Here is a 21,847-nt window from a genome sequence, read left to right on the forward strand (position 1 = left end):
AGGGTTTCTTTACACAATATACTAAACAGACTGCATTTGAGAAAGTTTATTATACAATCCTCCTTTTTGAATCAATTCCTCATGACTACCCCTTTCTACAATACTTCCGCCCTCTATTACCAAGATCTCATCTGCATGTTGAATTGTACTCAATCTATGGGCAATGACCAAAGAAGTTCTGTTTTGCATTAAGTTAGACAATGCCTCTTGTACCAACCTCTCTGATGCTGAATCAAGTGCGGATGTTGCTTCATCTAAAATTAAAATTTCCGGATTTTTTAACACTGCCCGGGCTATGCTTACTCTTTGCCTTTGTCCTCCAGACAACTTGCCTCCCCTTTCGCCTATATTTGTCTCATAGCCCTGCTCGAGATCCATAATAAAATCATGAGCATTGGCGATTTTAGCAGCTTCCTGAACTTTCTCCAAGGACACACCTTCCATACCAAAGGCAATATTATTGAAAACGCTGTCATTAAAAAGAATCGACTCTTGCGTTACTATTCCCATTAATTTCCTAACATCTCCGATTTTATAAGTACTCAATCCAACACCATCAATTTTAATTTCCCCTTTGGTAGGATCATAAAACCTAGGTAACAAATCCGCTAAAGTGGACTTCCCTCCTCCCGATGGCCCCACCAAGGCAATGGTACGGCCTTTCTTTAATTCAAAATTTATATTATTCAATACAGCTGCCTCCTGATAGGCAAAAGCCACATTATCAAAAACTACTGAATCCGTAAATACATTCAAAGACTTGGCATCTGGGCCATCTTCGATCAAAGGTTTGGTATCCACTACTGCAAAAATTCTACGGGCCGACGCCAAACCTCGCTGTATACTACTTAGTGCCCTAGAGATTTCTTTGGCCGGGTTCAATACTTGGGTAAATAGAATAATGTAGGCAATAAATTCACTCGCACTTAATGAGGAAGTATTGTTAAGGACTAGATTCCCTCCATAAAGCAAGATCCCAGCGACCACTGAAACCCCTAAAAACTGGCTTATGGGTGAAGCTAGTTCATTTTTTCTAGCCATTGACACATTTACCCTTGCATAGTAATTCGTCTCAGATTCAAATTTATCCTGAACAAATTTTCTCGCTCCAAATGCCTTGACCACACGCATGCCTCCGATTGTTTCATCAAGGATATTGACTATCCTCCCTAATGACTCCTGACTTTGCTCTGCTTTTTTCCTAAGTTTCTTCGTAATATAACCGATGATCGCTCCAGACACAGGGATCAACAAGATCGTAAATAAGGTAAGTTGGTAGGACATGAAAAACAATACCCCGAAGTAAAGAATAATGGTCACCGGTTCTTTGAAAATCACCCTCAGAGACTGTACAATACTGTTTTCAACCTCTTGAATATCATTGGTCATTTTACTTATCAAATCTCCTTTCCTCTCATCGGAAAAATAACCGAGATGCATATTACTTACTGCATCAAAAATATGCACCCGCATACCTTGGATAATATCCGCCCGTACTTTGGCTAAGACCACACCGGAGAGGTAAGCAAATAAATTGCTTAGAAACACAGAGATTACAATGATAATACACACATAAGCTAAAGTCCCAAATCTCCCATAAGTATCGGCAACCTGAAGAAAGTAGTGGTTAAATAAATGCATGAAGTAATTCACGCTAAAAGAAAAATCCGGCTTATTGGCGTAAACCTGCAATTCATCCTTTCCCACCTGCTCAAAAATCACATCAAAAAGTGGTTTTAACAGCGTAAAATTCAATAGACCAAAAACAATAGCTAATAACGCATAGGAAATATAAGTAGGAAAATACCTCCTGTATGGACGCGCATAAGCCAATATTCTCAAATATGTATTCATAAATTAATCAAATTATCACGATGAAAACAGCATGCCCATTAGGCCCTAATAATATCAACCTAAAACATGCTATTTCTGAGCTTTATAAAACCTGAATCTAAACTGGTCAAAGACCTTCTTAGATCTGGCGAGACGATAAAAATCACCTGGCCTACCCAATTAGGAAACCTCAACATATTTCAGCTAAATTATAGTTTCCAAATAGGCAGATTAAGCGTGCAATTTACCACTTTTTAATAGGAGGAGTCGCTAAAAATTGAATTGGTCTTAAAAATGTTGATCAAATCTTCCCATATTTAACCTTAGTGCCAATTGTCCATAAGAAGTCTTAGAGCTTATATCACCATCCGACTGGTCTTGCCTGAAGGTTTGAGAAAGATCTATATATAAGTTGTGACGCAACATGAAGTGAGCTTGAAGGGTGGCCATGCTCACTTTGTTTTTGTTACCCTGACCAATAAAATTCCCATATAGACCAGTACTTGTCTGCCTTCTGTTTTTCAATATATCTCCACCAAAATTATCCTCTTCGGTAGGATCTGCACCATACATTTGATACATCAAAGTCCCAACAAGAGTCAATCTAGGTAAAGGCTGAAACCTCAAAACAGACAAAACCTCTCTGAAATTCGCACCTCTTGGATGGGTTAAAGGTATTCGGTAATTGGTATAAGACTGATAGTCAAATTTCTCCTGAAAAGTAAAAGGTCTAGCCTGATTGTATTCCATTTGCAAGTCCAGGTTGTTAATACCTGCAATGTCTATGTATTTATATCCTAATTGCACACCATGTTTATTTCGACTAGACCCATCTCCAGAAATGCTGAAAAACTCATTAAAGACAAATTCATCGAGAACAAACTGACCATAAACCTGCATCCCACTAACAGGGTGCCATTTCACATCTGTTCCAAGCATTACTTTGTCGGGAGTCCCTAGTTGGTGCTCTACCCAACGGTAAAAAATCACTGGATTAAAATAATTCCAATCGGCCTGACTTGCCATCACCGATTCAAAAACTCCAACATTGATCTTTTTACCCAAGTTAATGCCAAGTCGGTGTAATGAGAACCATTTTTGAGGATACCTTCCATCAGTAGGAACACCTCTAGAAGTAAGAATATCTGCTGTCATCTGCCCCCATAAATTGGTGAAGTCGACTTTACCAATTTTCGTATTGATCCTCAAGAACATAAAGGGATTGGAGAAATCAGAAAGAACCAAAGACCGCAAACCTTCGCCAATAAAATGACTATCATGTCCCATTTGCACCTGAATGTGTTTGGTGGCGGCAAAGGAAACATGTCCTCTAGCCGAAAAAAAGTTGTACCCATCATCCCCATACCGCTTCCAAAAACCCTGACCGGGAATCGCTCCATGCCCCTTCACATAAGCATCCACCCAGGAAGGAAAGGCCAGGTCAGTAGTTGCCAACATGGTGTAGAAGCCAACTTTTTTATCAATGCTGCCATGAATGGCTATTCCTCTGGTATTTCTAAATGGAATTCTATCAATGGAAGATTCCACTCCACCCTGTACGTATAAGACAGGATTGACATGCACATCAAAAACTTCATCATTGTTATAATAAAAATCTGAAGGCCTTTTATAAAGGTGTTTTCCCAAACTGCGTTTAGAAGCAGCCAAAGAATCGGAGACATACTCCCAATTGTCTTGTAGCAGATAGTTGATGTTAAATTCATCTTTGCTGCTAATATTGTTGCCTTCTTTATTTAGTTTTTGCAGAAATTGAGCAACCTCTTTTCTTTGGTATGGCTTGGTTCCAGTATGAAATGAATCATCAAAATTTCCATTTTTTATTTCATACCTTTCCACAAGACTATAGAGGTCCCGATTGAATGGTAACAGTGGACTTTGTGCAAATACACTTGAATTGTAGGAAACAAAAAACGACAAAAAGTGAAAAAAGTACTTCATAAATACTGTAATTTATATCAAGCGACCCGTATTTCGAAAATTTGAGCCTCTAAACATCCGTCTGAAAATTAGCCTACTGGTTGATTTGGCCCTTTATGACATAAAATTAACGAAGTATTTTATATTTGAAAGGGAATGTTTTGGAGAAAATTATAAAAAGGGGTAAATTTGTGCCTCAATTTGAAGAGGGAAAAATTAATAGGCTATACAATGAAAAAAGAAATCCATCCAAATTACAGAGAAGTAGTTTTCTTAGACACTTCAAGTGATTATAAATTTATCACCAAGTCTACCATTGAAACCAATGACACCATCACTTGGGAAAATGGCGAAGACTATCCATTGGTAAAGGTAGAGGTTAGCTCTGCATCTCACCCGTTCTATACTGGTAAGAAAATGCTATTGGATACTGCTGGTAGAGTAGAGAAATTTAATAGAAGATATAAGAAAAATTAAGTTTTTCATATTATTCTTTGAGATAAAGTCTATCAGAAGCATAATTCTGATAGACTTTTTTATTTTTGTAATATGGACGATATTGTTTTATTTGATGACCCGAAAAGTAGAGGTAATCTTTTACCTTTTACATTCACCCGCCCTATAGCAGAAATAAGGGTTGGAATTTTTAAAATTAGTGAAAAATGGCAATCCTTACTCCACGCCAAAAACCTAGGATTCCTGACTCAGCAATACCTGCAACCTAAATTCCAAGCACTGAATGTCAAGGCTTTGTATATAAACGGGGCCTTATGCCCTGATGAAGATCTGGTAATCGCCATCAATTCACTTAAAGAAAATGAGGCCCTATGGCACCAAGACACTTTATTGGCTTCCTTTTTTGAAAGTCCGGAGCAATTTCATAGTGATCATTTGCCTGACAAAAAACGCATTGACTTTGAAGGTGAAATCAGACTTCTTAGCAGGACATGGCAGATTTTTCAGTGGAATGGAGATGAAATCAGAAAAGACTTTAACATTATCACAAAGCGAAGGGTATCATGGGGGACTGATGACCCTCATACCCATATGTACAATGAGCCAGCCATTTTCATAGAAAATGGAGCCAAAGTACGAGCTGCTATTTTGAATGCTATCAACGGCCCTATCTATATAGGGAAAAACACAGAGGTTTCAGAAGGAGCGATGATCAGAGGGCCTTTCGCCTTATGCGAAGGAGCGACCATAAGTATGGGAGCCAAAATCCGAGAAAACACAACAGTTGGACCAGCCTGTAAAGTAGGCGGTGAGGTATCCAATTCGGTTTTTTTCGGATACAGTAATAAATCCCATGATGGCTACATCGGAAATAGCGTAGTCGGCGAGTGGTGTAATCTAGGAGCCAACACCGTGGTTTCAAATATGAAAAACAACCTAATGCCCGTGAAAATCTGGGATTACACCAAAGGTGGATATGGAGACACAGGGCTACAGTTTTGTGGTTCTATGGTGGCGGACCATACCAAATTAGGGATAGGCACTACGCTGAATACCGGCACTGTAGTAGGTGTTGGATCAAATGTATTTGGAGAAGGGTTTCCCCGAAAATTTGTCTCTTCTTTTGCCTGGGGTGGCGGAGCTTCAGGTTTTAGCACATTTAAACTCATGAAATTCGAAGAAACAGCCCAAAAAGTAATGGCTTTGAAAGGAATGGAGTTTGACGAAAATGAAAGAGCAATACTTCAAAAGGTATTTGAAGTTACCAGACCTTATAGGATATGGGACAAAGAATTTTAAATTAACGAACCATGCTTTTTTCATCCATCCCCGGACTTGGGGAAACGAAAGTCAAATTAATAAAGGCAATCCAAAACGACCATCTGGCCCATGCTTTACTCTTCCATGGAAAAGAGGGGAGCCCAAACCTCCCATTGGTTTTGGCACTGGCCACCTACATCAACTGTGCTGATCCTGGAGAGGATGATGCATGTGGAAAATGTCCCTCATGCCTAAAAATGGAAAAGTTAGTACATCCAGACCTTAATTTTGCCATGCCTCTGCCTGCGGCAAAGAAAAGCAAGAGTGATGAGGATGAAGTAATGGATCTGCTTTCCTCTTGGCGTTCATTTGTTCTAAAAAACCCTTATGGAAATCTTCAGGATTGGAATTACCATCTGGCTATCAATAAACCATTGAGTATTTCAAAAGCGGCAGCCAAGCAGATCGTTAAAACACTGTCTTTAAAATCTTTTGAAGGTGGCTATAAAATGATGCTCATTTGGGCTCCTGAGACTATGAATGCCTCCGCAGCCAATGCCCTGCTCAAAATATTGGAAGAGCCTCCTGCCAAAACACTCTTCCTTATGGTTTGTCAACAGCCGGAAAGCCTTCTTACCACCATTCTCTCAAGGACACAGAAGATACATGTAAGGAATTTTACAGACGAAGAAATTCAGGATTTCTTGGTTGAAAAAGGCTTATCTACTACAGTGGCTGCACAGCAAATTGCTCCCTTGGCTGACGGGAATTTAAGGGAAGCGATTTTACTTTCTCAAAATATCGAGGATAAAAACACATTAATATTTAGAGATTGGCTTAGGAACTGCTATTCAGTTAAAATTCAAGAGCTGGTAAATTTCGCAGAACAAATCACCACTTTCTCAAAGGAAGGACAAAGGTCCCTGCTTTTGACAGGCATTAATGTGATACGGGAGTCTTTACTAAACAGATCTCAGCTTAGTGAGTTAATGCGGACAAGTGATGAAGACCGAGATTTTATACAGAAATTCAGCAGTGCTGTATTGAATGATGACAAGCTTACTAAAATGTATACGGCATTAAATGATGCACATTACCATATTGAGAGAAATGCAAATCCTAAAATCCTCTTTTTAGATCTGGCATTCAATTTAGCACGGATTATCAAAGCTGCATAAAGTAATAAAACCTCAACAGGCATCACTATTGTTCAAGTAAAGCTTAACTTTATGCCATGGAAAAAATAATTATTGGGAGAAAAGAAACAATAGATCTTCCAGAATGGGGAATTAAAGCGATCAATGCCAAAGTAGACACAGGAGCTTATAATTGTTCCATTCATGTTTCTTCTGTAGAAGAGGTGGAAGTTGACAATAAAAAAACACTGGAAATCATCCTATTGGCCCCTGGAGACAAGGGCTATACAGGAGAGAAAATAAATATTAGTAATTATAAAGTAAAAAAAGTAAAAAACTCCTTTGGTCACATTGAGAAGCGATTTTTAATCCATACTACCTTAACCCTCGGGAACCACAATTGCCAAGCGGCTTTTACACTTTCTGATCGTGCCAAAATGAAAAATGCTGTATTAATAGGGAGAAAAGTCCTTAAAGGCAGATTTTTGGTAGATGTTGAGAAGGTAAATCGTACTGGCCAGGCAAAAAAATAAACGTTGATGAAAATAGCCGTATTATCTAGAAATCCACAACTATATTCCACGAGGCGGCTTATGAAAGCCATCCAAGAGGCTGGGCATGAAGCCTTAGTTATTGACCATTCAGCTTGTGATTTGGTCATTGAACAAACCGGTCCTTACATTATATATAAAGGTGAGAAGCTGAAAGGAATTGATGCCATTATCCCTAGAATAGGCGCTTCAGTCACTTTTTACGGCACAGCTGTGGTCAGGCAATTTGAACTGATGGGTGTGTTTTCTGTAATTGAATCTCAGGCAATTGTTCGGAGTCGTGATAAATTACGCTCCCTTCAAATCCTTTCCCGTGAAGGCTTAGGCATGCCCAAAACTGCATTCACCAACTTTTCTAAAGGTGGTGAAAAACAAATTGTAGAAATGGTGGGAGGCGCTCCTCTGATTATAAAATTACTTGAAGGCACGCAAGGCCTGGGTGTTGTTTTAGCTGAAACAAAAAAGGCTGGACAATCGGTAATAGAAGCCTTTCATGGACTGAAAGCACGCATCATTGTTCAGGAGTTTATAAAAGAAGCAAAAGGAGCTGACATAAGGGCTTTTGTAGTGAACAATAAGGTGGTTGGAGCAATGAAAAGACAAGGAGCTGAAGGAGAATTTCGTTCCAACCTACACAGAGGAGGGAAAGCAGAGGTAATCAAGCTTTCTCGTGCTGAAAAATCCGCAGCTCTCAATGCCGCCAAGGCTCTTGGGCTTTCTGTTGCAGGGGTAGACCTATTGCAATCAGACCGTGGCCCCTTGATTCTGGAAGTGAATAGCTCACCAGGTTTGGAAGGGATAGAAAAGGCAACAGGAATTGACATTGCAGGAAACATCGTTTCGTTTATTGAAAATTCTGTTCAGAAAAAAAACGCAAAAAGGAAATCGGACTCATAATGAAATCAATAAGAATAGGAACAAGAGGAAGCAAACTCGCTTTGTTTCAGGCCAATTATGTGGCAGATTTATTAAACAAAAATGGTTTATCCACTACCATAATACCTATAGAGACAAAAGGAGACAAGGTACTAGATGTCTCCATTTCAAAAATAGGAAGCAAAGGAGTTTTCACAGAGGAATTAGAAGCCAAACTGGCAATTGGAGAAATAGATATTGCCGTTCACAGCGCCAAAGATTTACCATCGCGCCTTCCTGAAGGCTTTGAAACCATCGCCTTTACTGAAAGGGAAAAAGTCAACGATATTATTATCAGCCATAAAGACGATTTTCCAGATTTAGCAGACACTAGTAAGCCTATAGTACTCGGAACATCAGCTACTAGAAGGGTGGCTACCTTAAAGTACTTTTACCCTCATGTCAAAACCGTTGATGTTAGAGGCAACCTACAAACGCGAGTAGGCAAAATGGAAAGTGGGATTTGCGACGGCTTACTCTTGGCTTACGCAGGAGTGCATCGCATGGGATACGACAACCTAATCAGGAAAGAGTTACCTATCACTGAATTTATCCCTGCCGTAGGACAGGGAAGTATTGGTGTAGAAATTCATGAAGGACTAGATCCAAGCCTGAAGACCATAATAGAATCTGCAGTCAATCATCCAAGGTCTGCAGCCTGCTTAAAGGCCGAAAGAAGCTTTTTAAGAATACTAGAAGGGGGTTGCAGCATTCCTGCTTTTGCCCTAGCTCAATGGGAAGGCGACACTTTAACCCTTGAAGGTGGATTAATGCAGATTGATGGCAAAGAGCGACTTTTCGCCTCTTTTAGTGGCAAAGAAGAAGACGCCGTATTCCTAGGTGAAAAATTAGCAGAAAACATTAAATCCCAGGGTGGGGACCAGTTATTAAAGGAAATTAAGCAGAGATTAAATGGCTAAATATTCATTAATAAGAATAATCACGGGTGCAATATTAATTCTATTTGCAGGCTCATGCGCTACAGAAAAGGACTATCTTATTACCATTGACACTAACTATGGTAAGATGTATGCCATTCTCTACGATGAAACACCAGCGCATAAGGAGAACTTTATCGATCTAGCAAGCTCAGGAAGGTACGATTCAACCTCTTTTTATAGAATCATTGAGGATTTTATGATTCAAGGAGGAGATGTATTCAATAAGGAAGGCTTGGACCAGGAAGACTGGTACACTCTCCCTGCTGAATTCAATGAAAACCTGATCCATGAAAAAGGCAGTATCGCAGCGGCAAGACAAGGTGACAACATTAACCCAGAAATGAGATCAAGTGGTTGTCAGTTTTATATAGTAGAAGGTAAAGTTTATGATGATACTAGCCTAACAACGGATATTAGGAAACTTCAGAAAGCATTCTCAAAATACCTCCAACTGGACAGCAATACTGAATTAAGAAATAAATACAGTGAACTTTATCAAAAAGGCGAATATGATAGCATAAATTCCTTAATGCTTTCCAATAAAATAGTGTTGGAAAAATTTTTTAACTTAAATTTGGGATTAGACAAAAGAAAAAATCAGATTCAAGCTTATACTACTGTAGGAGGAACCCCCCACTTGGATGACACCTATACTGTTTTTGGAAAGGTAATAAAAGGACTGGATGTTCTAGACGATATTTCATCGTTGGAAACAAGGGGCAATGATTTGCCTGTAGAACCAGTATACATGAAAGTAAATGTAGAATTAGTATCTAAAAAGAAAATCGCAAAAGAATATGGATATCAATATCCTCAAGAGTAAAAAACCGAAAATACTGATTACCGGAGCGAATGGTCTATTGGGACAGAAAATCATAAAAGAAATACTTATTGAAGGAAAATATGATGCCATAGCCACCGGTAGAGGGGATTGTCGTTTGCCTACAGAATGGGATGGGTACATTTACGAAGAAATGGACATCACCAATCTTAAAGATGTGATAGACGTTTTTAGGGTTTATTCGCCTGATTACGTCATTCATGCCGCTTCTATGACGGATGTCGACAGATGCGAAGTCAATAGACATGACTGCTTTGAGCAAAATGTTACTGCCACATTAAACATCATGAAAGGCAGCGAATTGGCAAAATCTCATTTGATATTTATTTCTACAGATTTTATTTTTGACGGTAAAAATGGTCCATACGATGAATTGGCAAAGCCTAATCCATTGAATTACTACGGTAAAACAAAAATAGAAACTGAAATTGCCCTTCAGGATTATAAATACAATTGGGCCATAGTCAGGACAAATTTAGTTTATGGAATTGCCCATGACATGAGTCGTTCAAACATCATCCTATGGGTCAAAAAAGGCCTGGAACAAAACAAGGAACTAAGTCTTGTTGATGATCAGTTCAGAACCCCCACCCTTGCGGAGGATTTAGCGAATGGTTGTTTACTTATTGTAGAAAAAAATGCTACTGGGGTATTCAATATTTCAGGAGATGAATTACTAACACCTTATGATATGGCCATGATGACGGCCAATTTTTTTGATTTAAGTATTGAAGGAATAAAGAAAACAGATTCCAGCATTTTTGCTCAAGTTGCTGCCCGACCTTTAAAAACCGGGCTGGATATTTCAAAAGCAAAAAACATTTTGGGCTTCAAACCCAAAACTTTCAAAGAAGGGATTGCAATTTTAGCAAAACAAATTAAATTAGCTAATTATAAATTGTAACCATTTTTTTGTGAACGCCTATCAACCACCCCAAAAATATGCAAAAATCTAGTAAAACCCCATCTCGAGGACAATGGGGATCATCATTTGGTTTTATCATGGCTGCCGGCGGATCGGCCGTTGGATTAGGTAACATTTGGAGATTCCCCTATATAACTGGCCAAAATGGTGGCGGTGCATTCGTCTTTGTCTACTTGGTTTGCGTCCTCCTAATAGGACTTCCTTTACTTCTAAATGAAATTGCCTTAGGTAGAAAGTCAGGAAAAAACCCTGTAGGTGCTATCAAAGAAACTGGAGGAAATAGGTTCTGGCAATCCTCAGGGGTATTGTGTGTGGTAGTTTGTTTTGCCGTACTTAGCTATTATTCAGTAATTGCAGGTTGGACTATTGGGTACATATTTACTGAACTAATAAACATCCCCATTGATTTTGAGGTTTTTATTCAGACACCTCATTATGTGATTCCTCTTTGCATGATTTTCATACTATTAACCATTAGTGTGGTTCTAGGTGGGATTTCAGGTGGGATTGAAAAAGCGGCTAAATTTCTAATGCCCGTATTGTTTCTAATTATCATCCTTATCGCTGCAAGGTCAATTACACTACCTGGAGCATCAAAAGGCCTAGAATATTACCTTTCTCCAGACTTTAGCAAAATAAATGGCAAAGTGGTTTTATCTGCTCTTGGACAAGCTTTCTTTAGTTTGTCTGTAGGTTGGGGACTGATGATAACTTTTGGATCGTACCTACCGAAAAGCAATAACATCATCAAGTCTTCTGCCTGGATAGCCGGAATGGACAGCACCGTGGCACTTATGGGAGGTTTAATGATTTTCCCTGCACTATTTGCTTTATTACCAGGTGTGAGCCCAGATGAAGGACCTGCTTTGGTTTTCAATGTTTTACCAAGAGTTTTTGATCAAATTGAACCATTCGGAAATATTATTGGAGGTTTGTTTTTCTTACTCTTATTGGTCGCTGCACTCACCTCTAGTATTTCCATGCTTGAGGTTCCTGTCGCCTATTTTATAGATGAAAGAAAATGGTCAAGAAAAAGGGCAGCTTGGACAATCGGTATAGCCGCAATGTTTTTAAGTATTCCTTCTTCCCTGGCATCTGTTAAAGGAAACTTCTTTAACGTTATGCACATCAACTTCTTTGGTAATGATATCATAGGCTTCTTTAATCTTATGGATTTCTTCTTTGGAACTTTAGCCATTGTAGTGATTTGCTTAATGCTAAGTCTTTACTCCGGCTGGATTAAAAAAGTCAGCGTTTTTGCTTCAGAACTTTCCATGGGCGCTCCTTCATTTGAAGGCTTTCCAGCAAAGGCTTGGATGTTTTTTATCAAATGGATCTGTCCCATCGTGATAATATTTGTATTACTCAATATGGTAGGTGTATTCGGAGAACCTGGAGAAGGAGGATGATTCAACACTGAACCTTAAACCCTTATTACCTACAACAAAACGACATTATTAGAAATCAAAAAAGGCAACCTCAATGGTTGCCTTTTTTGATTTCTATCTATAAGTATTAAACCCGGATTATGTAATAGGATTTCTCCGTCCTGACAATAGTCAGGGGTGAAGCCTGTCCCGAGTTTACGGGAAGTGTTGCAATCGCAAGAAAATCAGGCTGTTTGGAAATTTTAGCATAGCACCGCTATGGTGAAATTTCCAAACAGCAACGAAGTGGCTGATTTTGAAGCGATTTCAGCACGTAATAGATTGTCTATTACATATTTCGGGTTAAAATAATTTCTACCAAGTTCTGGGAAGATCCTTATTGCCATCATCCATTCCAGAAGAAGTATCAGTGGTGTAAGTTCTTACCTGTGGTTTTGCAATTGGTTTCACAGGGGCTTCTTTTTTCTCAGCCGTTTTTTCATCCAACATAGAGTAAAGTTCTTCTCTACTCACTGAGTTGATCTTGCTGGACTTAGACGCTTCATCTACAGCTTTAGGTTCCACTACCTGTACCCCACTATTGATTTGAGCTCCTTTGTGAATGTGAATAGCGCTCGTAATAATATTACCAGATACCTTTGCATTGGAATAAACAGTTGTGTCACCTTTAATATATAAATCACCAACAACTTCACCATTGATGCTGATTTCTTCTGCGATTATATCTCCTGTAATGGAAGCTTTTTCTCCAACTACCACCTTTTTATCTGTTCGAATACTGCCTACGAGTATACCATCTGCTCTGATATCACTTTTGGAAATAATATCACCTGTAAGTTCGAAACCCAATGATAAAACGGTCACTTTACCTACATTGGCTTCTTTATTCTGTTGCTTGCTGGATCCGAATTTCATATTATCAATCTCCTTTTTCTTGTTTAAAAGTAGTAAGTATAGTAGAACTGTTACCTAAATCAAGCCCTACTGCTTTATCTTTTGCTCCCCCATTGATAGCAAGGCTATTGAAGCAATAACCTATGGATGCCATTTGCTCAGGAGATTCAGGAACGTGAACATTCAATAACCCATCAAATTCATCCTTAAACAAATTAACAAGTTCACTGTAGTTTGCTCCACCCCCAGCTAAATAAATGTCTCCTGACTTAGCAAAATCGCTATCAGAAAATGCCTTTCTCAAAGAAGGTGAAATCACATCATTATAATACTGAGTAATTACCTGCTTTCTAAGTTCTTTTAGATCTAAACGTTTTCTGTTTAGTATGATCGTTCCTTCACTGAAATATTGATCAATTTGATGTTCAGTTTTCAGATCCAGATAATTGTCTTTTTGAAGTTCCCTAGTAATTAGGTTTATCGCATACCTAAGGCCAAAAGTAGAAACACTGGATCTCTGAACCAATCCTCCTTCTGTACTTAAAATGGCCTCCATAGTACCATATCCCAAACTGATCATGAAAAAGTTTTTCGGAGCATCATTGTACAGTTGCCTTACAGCCATACTACATCCTACTACCTCTGGAATAACAGCTACTCTATCTACCTCTACAGCCATTTTTTTCTTACCGCCTCCACCAAAGGTCTGGGTATCATACTCTATAATATGCTCATTTTCTAATAATCTGTAGGCATTCTCCTTAAACACCTGAAAGGTAGAAAAAGGAAATCCTGTTGTAACAGTAATCGGGCTACCCAATTTTTGAGAAGCTAATAATAAGCCCGCTTTTAAAAAAATTCTATAGTCATTTTCTTCAGGAGAACTGTTGATATTTCTATGAGGAGATGTACCTTCGGATAAAGCCAAATCCCCAACTAAATATCCTATGTTGTCGTGATATATCTTAAGCCCTGAAACTAAATCTCTTGCTACATTCCTAAGTTCGAGATTACTACTTTCCAATACACTTGGGTACTTTATTACTTCTATCATGGAAATTATTTTTATCCTTTTTTAAAACGGTTATCCTTATTTTTTTTATTAAAACAATCTCAAAAATCAACTTATTACTGAACGTCCTTTCAATTATATATTGTATAACTTTTTATACGCTATCAGATGTCAGGGCTTAAACACTTAATCTTGTGTTTAAAGACAAATTAAAGGAACCTTAGCGAAATAACAAGCTTGTTCCTTAAGTTTATGTTCATTTTTTTGTAAAAGGTTAAAAATAAAAGATTTTATTACAAAGTTTCATTTTTTCAACTTGCTAAAAGCGGAAATTCACGTTTCCAATTTGATTTTTATTAGTTTTGTCATAGAACCAAATCATAAATACTATGAGACGGATACCCATAATCGCCTTCTTCCTCATCCAATTTTGCTCCTATTCACCCCTACTAGCACAAGAGTTTTCCATCGGCCCAAAGATCGGGATTTCTCAAGGAAACATCACAGTAAACGGCACCTCTTTTAGTAGTGGTAATGAAAAAATGGGATATCACGCCGGCCTTTTCGCAAGACTTGGAGGCAATCATATTTTCATCCAACCGGAAATACTTTATACCAATTCAGGAGGAGAATTTATCAGAACGCAGGGAAACCACACAGTAAGTTATACTGCCAAATTTGATAAAGTCGATGTGCCAATAATGGCGGGATTTAAAATTGCAGAGTTCTTTAGATTACAGGCTGGACCTACAATAGCTTTTATCTTAGACAGCGACTTGTCATCAAATGCTTCCCTACCTGTAAAGCCAGACTACAACAAAGCGACAATAGCCTATCAGGCTGGAATAGGTTTGGACATTGCCAATTTTATCTTGGATTTGAAATACGAAGGGCCTTTGGGCAAAATTGCCAAATCCTATGTGCGCCTACCAACAGATCAGAGACAAAATCAAATAATCCTCTCTCTTGGCATCCGACTTTTTTGAATAGTTAAGCATTATTTCACGCTATCTAAACTATCCAGGTATTTGCGTGATTTCTCTGGAGAATTTTTAAACTCACTGGGAGTTAAACCTGTGGTTTTCTTAAACTGTGTAGAAAAATATTGCACACTCCCATAACCGAGTTTCCAAGCGATCTGACTTATATTGTATTCTTCAACACTTAACCATTCCTTAGCTTTTTCAATTTTTAATTCAATAAAATATTGTGCAATTGTCTTTCCCTGAGAATGGCTAAACAATTGACTAAGGCGACTGTAGTCCATCCCAACTTTTTCAACTAACAAATTTGAAATGGGGGAATTAAGGTGAGAAGGATCTTTATCCAAAAGCTCAATCAATATCCTTTTTACGGATTCAATCCATACCTCTTCCCTGCTTTTCGCTATAGAAAAACCAAGGTTCCGCAATTGTTCTTCAAATTGCTGGAGTTGTAAGGGCTGAAGTTCTTGTTTAAAAAATACTGTCCCAAGTTCTACCTGTTCATATGGAACATCCATATCCTTTAAAACCCTCTCCACTGCCATTACGCATCGAGGACAAACCATATTTGTAATAGAAATTATTGGCATCTGTATACAACAATGGTTTTAATAAATAAATTTCATCTACTTCATCGTTTCGGACTTTTCCATTAGCCTAGATTTTAACAAGTTCTATTCAATGTCAGGACATTTAAAAAAGGGGAGGGATAGAAGTAAAATAACCATAATGCGTTGAAATCACTTCCCCAACAAGAAATTAGGCTGGATTATTTCGAATCTTTGCACGGACCCTGGGTTAAACTCCAAATAGGCAATAGACCTTCTATTGCCTGATTACCCCACTTCCTGAGTAAAGCTAGGACAGGTTATAACTAACCCAATTGCATAATCCGGGTTAAATCAAAAAATAAAAAAACTTAAACAAAAAAATAAAAGGGACTGATAATCAGCCCCTTCTAGTAGTTAGTGGTAAGTGTTGTTTTTTATTAATTAACGAAGATAAATTTACCTTCACCATTTGCTTCTACAATTTTCACATCTATGCTCTTCATTGATTCAAGATTTTTGAATTTGAATTTTTTCCCAAAAGTCAAACCAGTAATGGCTTCTTCATGAATCAAGTTTCCATTGTCATAGATTTCTAGCGTTTTATCTACTCCATTTAGGTTGCTCATTGAAAGTGCCAAAGTCTTGTCATCTACAGCAATCATTCTAGCGAAAAAAGTTTTCTCAACTTTATGAGAATCAAGAACAATATCAAAATCAGACAGCTTTCCGTCTTTACCATTGAAGACTTCTAATTGATAGCTTCCAATATCCAATTTGTTCAAGTTGTAATTTTTGTAAAACACCTTTTCAGCGTCAATTACATCTCTAAAAATAATTCTATTCGTTTTGTCTTTGATAGCAACAGTCACCTTACCCTCAGGTATTTCTAAGTATTTCAATTGAAACTTGTTATCACCTACTTTTTCCAGGGTGACGATTGGATTCTCAACAGGTGCAGTGGCAAAAACTGTTGTTGTTAATGTAAAAGCGAGAATTGTTGCAATAATTAATCTCATGATCGTAAATTTTTAAAGGTATGTTAACTTTAAAAACCTCTGCCAGGAACTTCCTGACATTTCTTTATTGAGGCTAATTACTTTGGGCAGGTAATTGAGCTAGAATTAGCAATCGCTGTTCTTTGATATATTTCCACTTTCCTTCAATCTGTCTGTTGATACTGCATCAACCCTAGGCTGGCAGTATTCGCTTTTAGCTTGTTTATAAACTGATTGTTCGGAAATTTCAATACTTCGCAGAACCCTTTTGGCTCCTTCTATTTTTATGACTTACGTAAGCATGACACAAATGTAATTGAGCAATACATGAATTACAAATAATTCAATAAAAATATATGATAATTATTTTTTACACAACAATTCGATTAATTATTATGTATTCCTAAATTAATATTTAGCTAACAAGCAATTCATCTTAAAGAAACATAGGTATAATTTCAACCTGGTTTTAACAAAAAATCAGAATTTAATTTTTTTTAGGTTATTTTTAACACCATAAAAAATCATTTTAACATTTTTTATAACTAAATAGACTAAAAAATAAACCTACCTAACCAATTTCAACCGATAAAAAACATTATACTCCCTTTCAAACAGTGGTTCCAGGTTATCATTGATAAAAATATCACCACTTTCTGTGGCAAAATCCAGTGCACCAGGAACAGGCAAGCCTTCCACCACGCCTATTTGTTTGCCATCCTCAATTACCAGGTAAAAGGTCTTCACAAAGGTCTTTTGGGCTTCTTGGAACTCTGGCAACTCTTCCACCCTTGAAGATTGGGCCTTTAAACGGAGCAAAATATCTTCGGGAATTCTAGTTTTGAACTCTACAAGCACCCTTTCTCCGACAAATTTAAGGTCTGTAAACCTAGGGTAAGAAGAAGTAAATTCAGCTTCTTTCGAAATTTCAGGGACAACATCAGGCCTAAATCTATGAGAAAGCGCCACCTCATAAAGTAATTTGGGCTCATCACTTGAGAAATCATAAATAAACAACTGGTTTCCCACCTTAGGGAGTAAGGCCAATTGATGGTTGCTTCTATGGTACGCAAAGAGTGGCTCTGATTTCCCCACAAACTTTTTCTCCATCCTTGGTCCCCATGTTTTCGGATAAGCTTCAAATTGCTTCAGAACTTGATCTTTGGCCTTATAGGTAAATATTGTTTTGACGGAATCATAGTAAACAGATTGCGCTAACTCTCCTTTAGACAAAAAACCCGGATCAAATAGATTGTTTTCAATTCCGAGGAGCATCTCCTCATCCTCCTTTTTAAAACCTCTAAAAAAAGTTTGGTAAGAACTTATCGTCACACCAAAAAGACCTAAATTAATAGATTCCAACACTTTGGTTTTTTCCCCTTCGAAATCATAGATTTGGTACCTGTACAAAATATCTTTAGCCACCCATTTGTCTTCTCCCAAAAAGTTATAACCAAAAGCACCATTTACGCCTATCCCATTAGGCCCTTCATTCAACACTTCATAAACTTTAATTACTTTTCCATTATTACTGATCAGATAAGGCTTTCTACTTTTTCTCCCTCTCATTAAAAAAGATTCTCCGGACAATTGCTGATCATCAATTACAAGTGGTTCAAGTATATCAACCATGACACTGTCGACTAATACAAATTCCATTTTATGCGTTGGCCCTTGCTCTTCTTCTATATTTTTTGAGGAACAGCCAAATAGGATTAAAACAGAAACTAAACAATTACGGAAATTGACCATTTGTGATTTCATGAATTTTAGTTTTTACCAAAACATTGAATAAAGGTATTCTTAATGTTTTTTCTCTAATCTGGTTTAAATTAGAGAAAATAGACAGGTTATTAATTTATTCTCACCGGGTTCACAACTTATTCATTATTCCCAGGCAGATCTCAACAGCTGGCTTAATACCAACCAACTTATGGAACAATAAGGAACAAAAGTACATGAAAGGAAATCACCATTTCTATAATTCAGGTAATAATCGGCCGGTAATTACAAAACGACAAATTAGCTATGTCATAACAGTAAAAAGTAAATCATTTTAATTCTAGTGGAATACTTACAATTAAGAAAAACTAAATCAATCTCAAGGATCTACCCATTTTTCTTCCACAGGAATACTGGGAGGGCCAAAAATACACCCACCATACTAAACACCAAACCACCAATAGTACCTATAGCCAATGAAAACCAAAAAATCTCACCCTGTCCCTCCATGACAAATGGTATCAATCCAAAGCAAGTAGAAAGGACTGTCAATAAAATAGGGGTGGCCTTGCCTCCTACCGCCTTTAATACGTTTCGATTGTAATTGCCTTTGGTTCGGTTATTAAGATCATTGACAATAAATATAGCGGCATTCACTGCTAACCCACCAAGCATCACAAAAGCAGCATAACCTCCTTGGTCAAAATAGAAGTCGAACAATGAAAATATCAGAAACAAGCCAATAAAAGAAATGGGGATAATGAAGATTATATACAAGGGCTGCTTGAAATTTTCAAATAGAATGGAACAAATGAAGAATATCCCCACGATTAACACCAACAACAGGCTATATTGTCTTTTGGCCTTGTCATAATTCCAGCTATAGGATTGTTTACTTATAGAGTAACCTATTGGCATACTAACTTTCATTTCTTCAATGACTTCGTCCAGGTATTCCCCTCCAAATTTTGCAGAACCCATATAATCAAAGGATACCAGTCGGATGTATTGCCGGTCCTCCTTATGAAGCGCATTGGTCGTACTTTCTTTTTTCAGAGAACCAAAACCCGAGACTTTAAAAATCCTATCTTCACTCGATATCAAACTGGTGTTTTCCAGGTCAAACTTTGAAAACCGGTCTGATTTTTTCTCTTTTACCACAACCCCATACTTATCATTGTCCACCTCCAAATACATGGAAGGCTGAGCATGTTGGGACAAATCATTAAGGGCATTCACCACCTCGAATTGATTGGCTCCAGCCATTGCCAACCTACGTTGGTCAAAACGCAAAACATATTCCTCTGTTTTTTTCTCTGACCAGCCACGACGTTCATTGGTATTTACTTCCTGAATTCTTCTATGAGCCAATAACTTTTCCGCCAAAACCTCAGACTGCCTTTCAAGTTCCGAATAATTATACCCTCTCAGTTCAGCTCTGAAGCTGGGAATCCCTTCACCACCTGGCCCTACCGAAAAGCCCTGTCCAACACCATAAATACTCCATCGAACACCACTCCAATCGGTTGACTTCATTGCCAACTTTCCCTTAAGCCTATAAGGCAAAGCTGAGGTTTCATGCTCTTCAGTAAAGGTGATTTCTATACGTGCGCTCTGTCCGGAACGAACAGTGGTCACAAATTTATCCACACCTTCCACACCTTTGAGGAAAGTTTCAAACTCTCCCATTATAAAGTTCATTTGCTCTAAAGTATTCCCAAATGGCAATGTCGCATTGACATAAAGTCTGGTTCTCTCCGCCTCTCGGTAAGAAGACTTTTCAAACACACCACGAACAAACATCCTGAAAGAACCTCCAAAAGTTTTGTCTACATAGGGTCTGATTTCTTCTTGATAGTAACTATTTCCCACTGTTTTATTGTACCACTCCTGTCCTTCCCAATTAGCTGGTAGATAAAATATAGGAAGCCCAAACAATAAGATCAGTATAATTACAAATGATTTCCTAAATCTCGCGACAAAGCCTATAAACTGATGGAATTTAGTAAAGGCTACCACTCGCTTTCTAAGCTGAGTTAGTGTTAGTCTTTTGATGGATTTTTGCTTCTCTCCGAAGAGCAAATCATACATGGCAGGCGTAAATAACAATGCCACCAACAAGGAAACGGCTAGCATTACAGCTACTACCACAGAGAATTCCCCAAGGTTTCGCCTGTCATCTTCAGGCAGTAAAAAAACCATAAGCAATGCCACTATGGTGGTAAGTGAGGCTGCAAGAAGGGCTAAAAACACTTTTCTGTTTTTATGCTTGTGCAAATGATCAATCATAATGATGGCATTGTCGACAATCAGCCCAAAAGAAATGGTCAAACCCGCCAAGGAATACATGTGAATGTTCACTTTTAACAAGTAAAGAATAATTACTGTTAAACTAACATTGACTATAATGCCTAAAAATAAGGTCAGTAAATATTTGAAGTTACGATTGATTAAAAATATAAACACCACCAAAATCAATATGGACAAACCGGATCGTTTGTATATTTTCTTTAGCTCCTTATCCAGGAAAGAAGTGTCGTCAAATTCCAACCTTACATCAAAGCCCTCCGGAAGGTTCACTTTTGATGCATTAATTATCTCTTTAATCTTCTGCGCCAGCAAAACCTTATTTACCCCATCCCTATTGGTGATGGTAAGGTTCACTGAATTGTTGCCATTGATCCTATAATATTGCTGAGGCGTTGATTCCTCAAGGGTAAGGGTCGCAACATCTTTGAGGTAAATCGCTTTGCCATCCACACTGCCTAACAATAGGTTCTCCAAAGCACTTTTATCCACTATGGAGCGATCAATTTCCAAAAACATGGATTCCCCAGACACATTTTTCACTAAGCCAGGGAAATTTCTACCAAAAGAATTCCTTATTTTATTCTCCAAGGTAGACCTGGAAAATTTTAATGATTGTAGTTTTTGGATGTCATAAATAACATAAAGGTAGAGCGCATTTGCACCTCTAATCTCTATGGTTTCAATTTCTTCTACTCGATTTAATTCGCTTATCAGGACATCTTCGGCAATTTTCCTAATCTCAAAAGAGGCAAATGGGCCATTGATGCTGTAAGTTAGAATTGGTTTTTTTTCCTGAATGCTCTTCTGTGAGGATTGAGTCACATTCGGGTAACTGACCTTACTATCCATTGAGGGAAAAACCTGCCGGATCAATGCTGCGACTTCAAATTTTTTGTAGTCCATGTCCGTGCGTTTGTCAAAGCGCAATTGAATATTCCCAGAATTATAATTGGATTCTGAAGTGGTTTTCTTCAATTCTGATAGTTGGGTAAAGGCTCCTTCCAATGGTGAGGTCGCAAGTTTTTCCACCAATTCAGGCGAAGCACCACGAACACTATAACTAATATTTAATATTGGCTCCTTTTCTGGAGGATTGAGATCCACAGACAGCTTGGGAATCAAAGCAATCCCTATAATTGAGGCCACAAAAAAGAGGATAACTAATCGAAAAGGTGTCATTTAAATCCTTTATGTAA

The 21,847-nt window shown here is 37.9% G+C and carries 18 protein-coding genes; 10 read left to right on the forward strand and 8 right to left on the reverse strand.

Annotated features, from left to right (window positions below):
- Positions 1-21 precede the first annotated feature (21 nt).
- Complete coding sequence (locus CA2015_RS03325; protein WP_048640609.1) at positions 22-1,854, reverse strand: ABC transporter ATP-binding protein; 1,833 nt, start codon at positions 1,852-1,854, stop codon at positions 22-24.
- A 267-nt stretch (positions 1,855-2,121) separates the two neighbouring features.
- Positions 2,122-3,792 (reverse strand): hypothetical protein, encoded by a 1,671-nt coding sequence (locus CA2015_RS03330; protein ID WP_053086639.1) that lies wholly within the window; start codon positions 3,790-3,792, stop codon positions 2,122-2,124.
- A gap of 210 nt (positions 3,793-4,002) precedes the next feature.
- Here CA2015_RS03330 and CA2015_RS03335 point away from each other — a divergent pair, with 210 nt between their 5' ends.
- The 9 genes from CA2015_RS03335 (at position 4,003) to CA2015_RS03375 (ending at position 12,205) form a co-directional block, all read left to right on the forward strand.
- A complete protein-coding gene (locus CA2015_RS03335; protein ID WP_048640610.1) occupies positions 4,003-4,248 on the forward strand; it encodes a type B 50S ribosomal protein L31 in 246 nt (81 codons plus the stop codon).
- Between the two features lie 72 nt (positions 4,249-4,320).
- Positions 4,321-5,526, forward strand: coding sequence for a putative sugar nucleotidyl transferase (locus CA2015_RS03340; protein ID WP_048640611.1), 1,206 nt, complete (start codon positions 4,321-4,323; stop codon positions 5,524-5,526).
- An 11-nt stretch (positions 5,527-5,537) separates the two neighbouring features.
- Positions 5,538-6,665 carry a DNA polymerase III subunit gene (locus CA2015_RS03345; protein WP_048640612.1) on the forward strand — a complete coding sequence of 376 codons (1,128 nt, stop codon included), beginning with the start codon at positions 5,538-5,540 and terminating at the stop codon, positions 6,663-6,665.
- 56 nt (positions 6,666-6,721) lie between these two features.
- On the forward strand, positions 6,722-7,156 hold the full coding sequence (locus tag CA2015_RS03350; RefSeq protein WP_048640613.1) for an ATP-dependent zinc protease family protein: 435 nt from the start codon (positions 6,722-6,724) through the stop codon (positions 7,154-7,156).
- A gap of 6 nt (positions 7,157-7,162) precedes the next feature.
- Positions 7,163-8,071, forward strand: a complete 909-nt coding sequence (gene rimK / locus CA2015_RS03355) for a 30S ribosomal protein S6--L-glutamate ligase (protein ID WP_048640614.1) — start codon at positions 7,163-7,165, stop codon at positions 8,069-8,071.
- Positions 8,071-9,009 carry a hydroxymethylbilane synthase gene (hemC, locus tag CA2015_RS03360; RefSeq protein ID WP_205749799.1) on the forward strand — a complete coding sequence of 313 codons (939 nt, stop codon included), beginning with the start codon at positions 8,071-8,073 and terminating at the stop codon, positions 9,007-9,009. Before rimK ends, hemC begins: the two co-directional genes overlap by 1 nt.
- Positions 9,002-9,853, forward strand: coding sequence for a peptidylprolyl isomerase (locus tag CA2015_RS03365; protein WP_048640616.1), 852 nt, complete (start codon positions 9,002-9,004; stop codon positions 9,851-9,853). Before hemC ends, CA2015_RS03365 begins: the two co-directional genes overlap by 8 nt.
- Positions 9,828-10,775, forward strand: a complete 948-nt coding sequence (locus CA2015_RS03370) for an SDR family oxidoreductase (RefSeq protein ID WP_048640617.1) — start codon at positions 9,828-9,830, stop codon at positions 10,773-10,775. Before CA2015_RS03365 ends, CA2015_RS03370 begins: the two co-directional genes overlap by 26 nt.
- 38 nt (positions 10,776-10,813) lie before the next feature.
- Positions 10,814-12,205 (forward strand): sodium-dependent transporter, encoded by a 1,392-nt coding sequence (locus CA2015_RS03375; RefSeq protein ID WP_048640618.1) that lies wholly within the window; start codon positions 10,814-10,816, stop codon positions 12,203-12,205.
- A gap of 333 nt (positions 12,206-12,538) precedes the next feature.
- Here CA2015_RS03375 and CA2015_RS03380 read toward each other — a convergent pair whose 3' ends face one another.
- Positions 12,539-13,099, reverse strand: coding sequence for a bactofilin family protein (locus CA2015_RS03380; protein WP_048640619.1), 561 nt, complete (start codon positions 13,097-13,099; stop codon positions 12,539-12,541).
- Positions 13,100-13,103: 4 nt separating this feature from the next.
- Positions 13,104-14,147 (reverse strand): ParM/StbA family protein, encoded by a 1,044-nt coding sequence (locus tag CA2015_RS03385; RefSeq protein ID WP_262485596.1) that lies wholly within the window; start codon positions 14,145-14,147, stop codon positions 13,104-13,106.
- A gap of 332 nt (positions 14,148-14,479) precedes the next feature.
- Between CA2015_RS03385 and CA2015_RS03390 the strand changes: the two genes are divergently transcribed.
- Entirely contained in the window at positions 14,480-15,076 is a 597-nt protein-coding gene (locus tag CA2015_RS03390; RefSeq protein WP_048640621.1) for a porin family protein, read from the forward strand.
- Between the two features lie 11 nt (positions 15,077-15,087).
- Here the strand turns inward: CA2015_RS03390 and CA2015_RS03395 are convergent, their stop codons facing one another.
- From CA2015_RS03395 to CA2015_RS03410, 4 genes are all read right to left on the reverse strand, one after another.
- The gene (locus CA2015_RS03395; RefSeq protein WP_048640622.1) at positions 15,088-15,663 is read right to left on the reverse strand and encodes a helix-turn-helix domain-containing protein; all 576 of its coding nucleotides are present in this window, start codon (positions 15,661-15,663) and stop codon (positions 15,088-15,090) included.
- Positions 15,664-16,061: 398 nt separating this feature from the next.
- Positions 16,062-16,640 carry a hypothetical protein gene (locus tag CA2015_RS03400; protein WP_048640623.1) on the reverse strand — a complete coding sequence of 193 codons (579 nt, stop codon included), beginning with the start codon at positions 16,638-16,640 and terminating at the stop codon, positions 16,062-16,064.
- Between the two features lie 546 nt (positions 16,641-17,186).
- A complete protein-coding gene (locus CA2015_RS03405) occupies positions 17,187-18,383 on the reverse strand; it encodes a hypothetical protein (protein WP_048640624.1) in 1,197 nt (398 codons plus the stop codon).
- A gap of 345 nt (positions 18,384-18,728) precedes the next feature.
- Positions 18,729-21,830 (reverse strand): efflux RND transporter permease subunit, encoded by a 3,102-nt coding sequence (locus CA2015_RS03410; RefSeq protein WP_048640625.1) that lies wholly within the window; start codon positions 21,828-21,830, stop codon positions 18,729-18,731.
- Positions 21,831-21,847 lie beyond the last annotated feature (17 nt).

The organism is Cyclobacterium amurskyense (assembly GCF_001050135.1).
Lineage (GTDB): Bacteria > Bacteroidota > Bacteroidia > Cytophagales > Cyclobacteriaceae > Cyclobacterium > Cyclobacterium amurskyense.

Excerpts from the sequence above, each read along its gene's own strand:
- CA2015_RS03325 (WP_048640609.1), bottom strand. The coding sequence starts at position 1,854 with ATGAATACATATTTGAGAATATTGGCTTATGCGCGTCCATACAGGAGG.
- CA2015_RS03330 (WP_053086639.1), bottom strand. The coding sequence starts at position 3,792 with ATGAAGTACTTTTTTCACTTTTTGTCGTTTTTTGTTTCCTACAATTCA.
- CA2015_RS03335 (WP_048640610.1), top strand. The coding sequence starts at position 4,003 with ATGAAAAAAGAAATCCATCCAAATTACAGAGAAGTAGTTTTCTTAGAC.
- CA2015_RS03340 (WP_048640611.1), top strand. The coding sequence starts at position 4,321 with ATGGACGATATTGTTTTATTTGATGACCCGAAAAGTAGAGGTAATCTT.
- CA2015_RS03345 (WP_048640612.1), top strand. The coding sequence starts at position 5,538 with ATGCTTTTTTCATCCATCCCCGGACTTGGGGAAACGAAAGTCAAATTA.
- CA2015_RS03350 (WP_048640613.1), top strand. The coding sequence starts at position 6,722 with ATGGAAAAAATAATTATTGGGAGAAAAGAAACAATAGATCTTCCAGAA.
- rimK (WP_048640614.1), top strand. The coding sequence starts at position 7,163 with ATGAAAATAGCCGTATTATCTAGAAATCCACAACTATATTCCACGAGG.
- hemC (WP_205749799.1), top strand. The coding sequence starts at position 8,071 with ATGAAATCAATAAGAATAGGAACAAGAGGAAGCAAACTCGCTTTGTTT.
- CA2015_RS03365 (WP_048640616.1), top strand. The coding sequence starts at position 9,002 with ATGGCTAAATATTCATTAATAAGAATAATCACGGGTGCAATATTAATT.
- CA2015_RS03370 (WP_048640617.1), top strand. The coding sequence starts at position 9,828 with ATGGATATCAATATCCTCAAGAGTAAAAAACCGAAAATACTGATTACC.
- CA2015_RS03375 (WP_048640618.1), top strand. The coding sequence starts at position 10,814 with ATGCAAAAATCTAGTAAAACCCCATCTCGAGGACAATGGGGATCATCA.
- CA2015_RS03380 (WP_048640619.1), bottom strand. The coding sequence starts at position 13,099 with ATGAAATTCGGATCCAGCAAGCAACAGAATAAAGAAGCCAATGTAGGT.
- CA2015_RS03390 (WP_048640621.1), top strand. The coding sequence starts at position 14,480 with ATGAGACGGATACCCATAATCGCCTTCTTCCTCATCCAATTTTGCTCC.
- CA2015_RS03395 (WP_048640622.1), bottom strand. The coding sequence starts at position 15,663 with ATGCCAATAATTTCTATTACAAATATGGTTTGTCCTCGATGCGTAATG.
- CA2015_RS03400 (WP_048640623.1), bottom strand. The coding sequence starts at position 16,640 with ATGAGATTAATTATTGCAACAATTCTCGCTTTTACATTAACAACAACA.
- CA2015_RS03405 (WP_048640624.1), bottom strand. The coding sequence starts at position 18,383 with ATGAAATCACAAATGGTCAATTTCCGTAATTGTTTAGTTTCTGTTTTA.
- CA2015_RS03410 (WP_048640625.1), bottom strand. The coding sequence starts at position 21,830 with ATGACACCTTTTCGATTAGTTATCCTCTTTTTTGTGGCCTCAATTATA.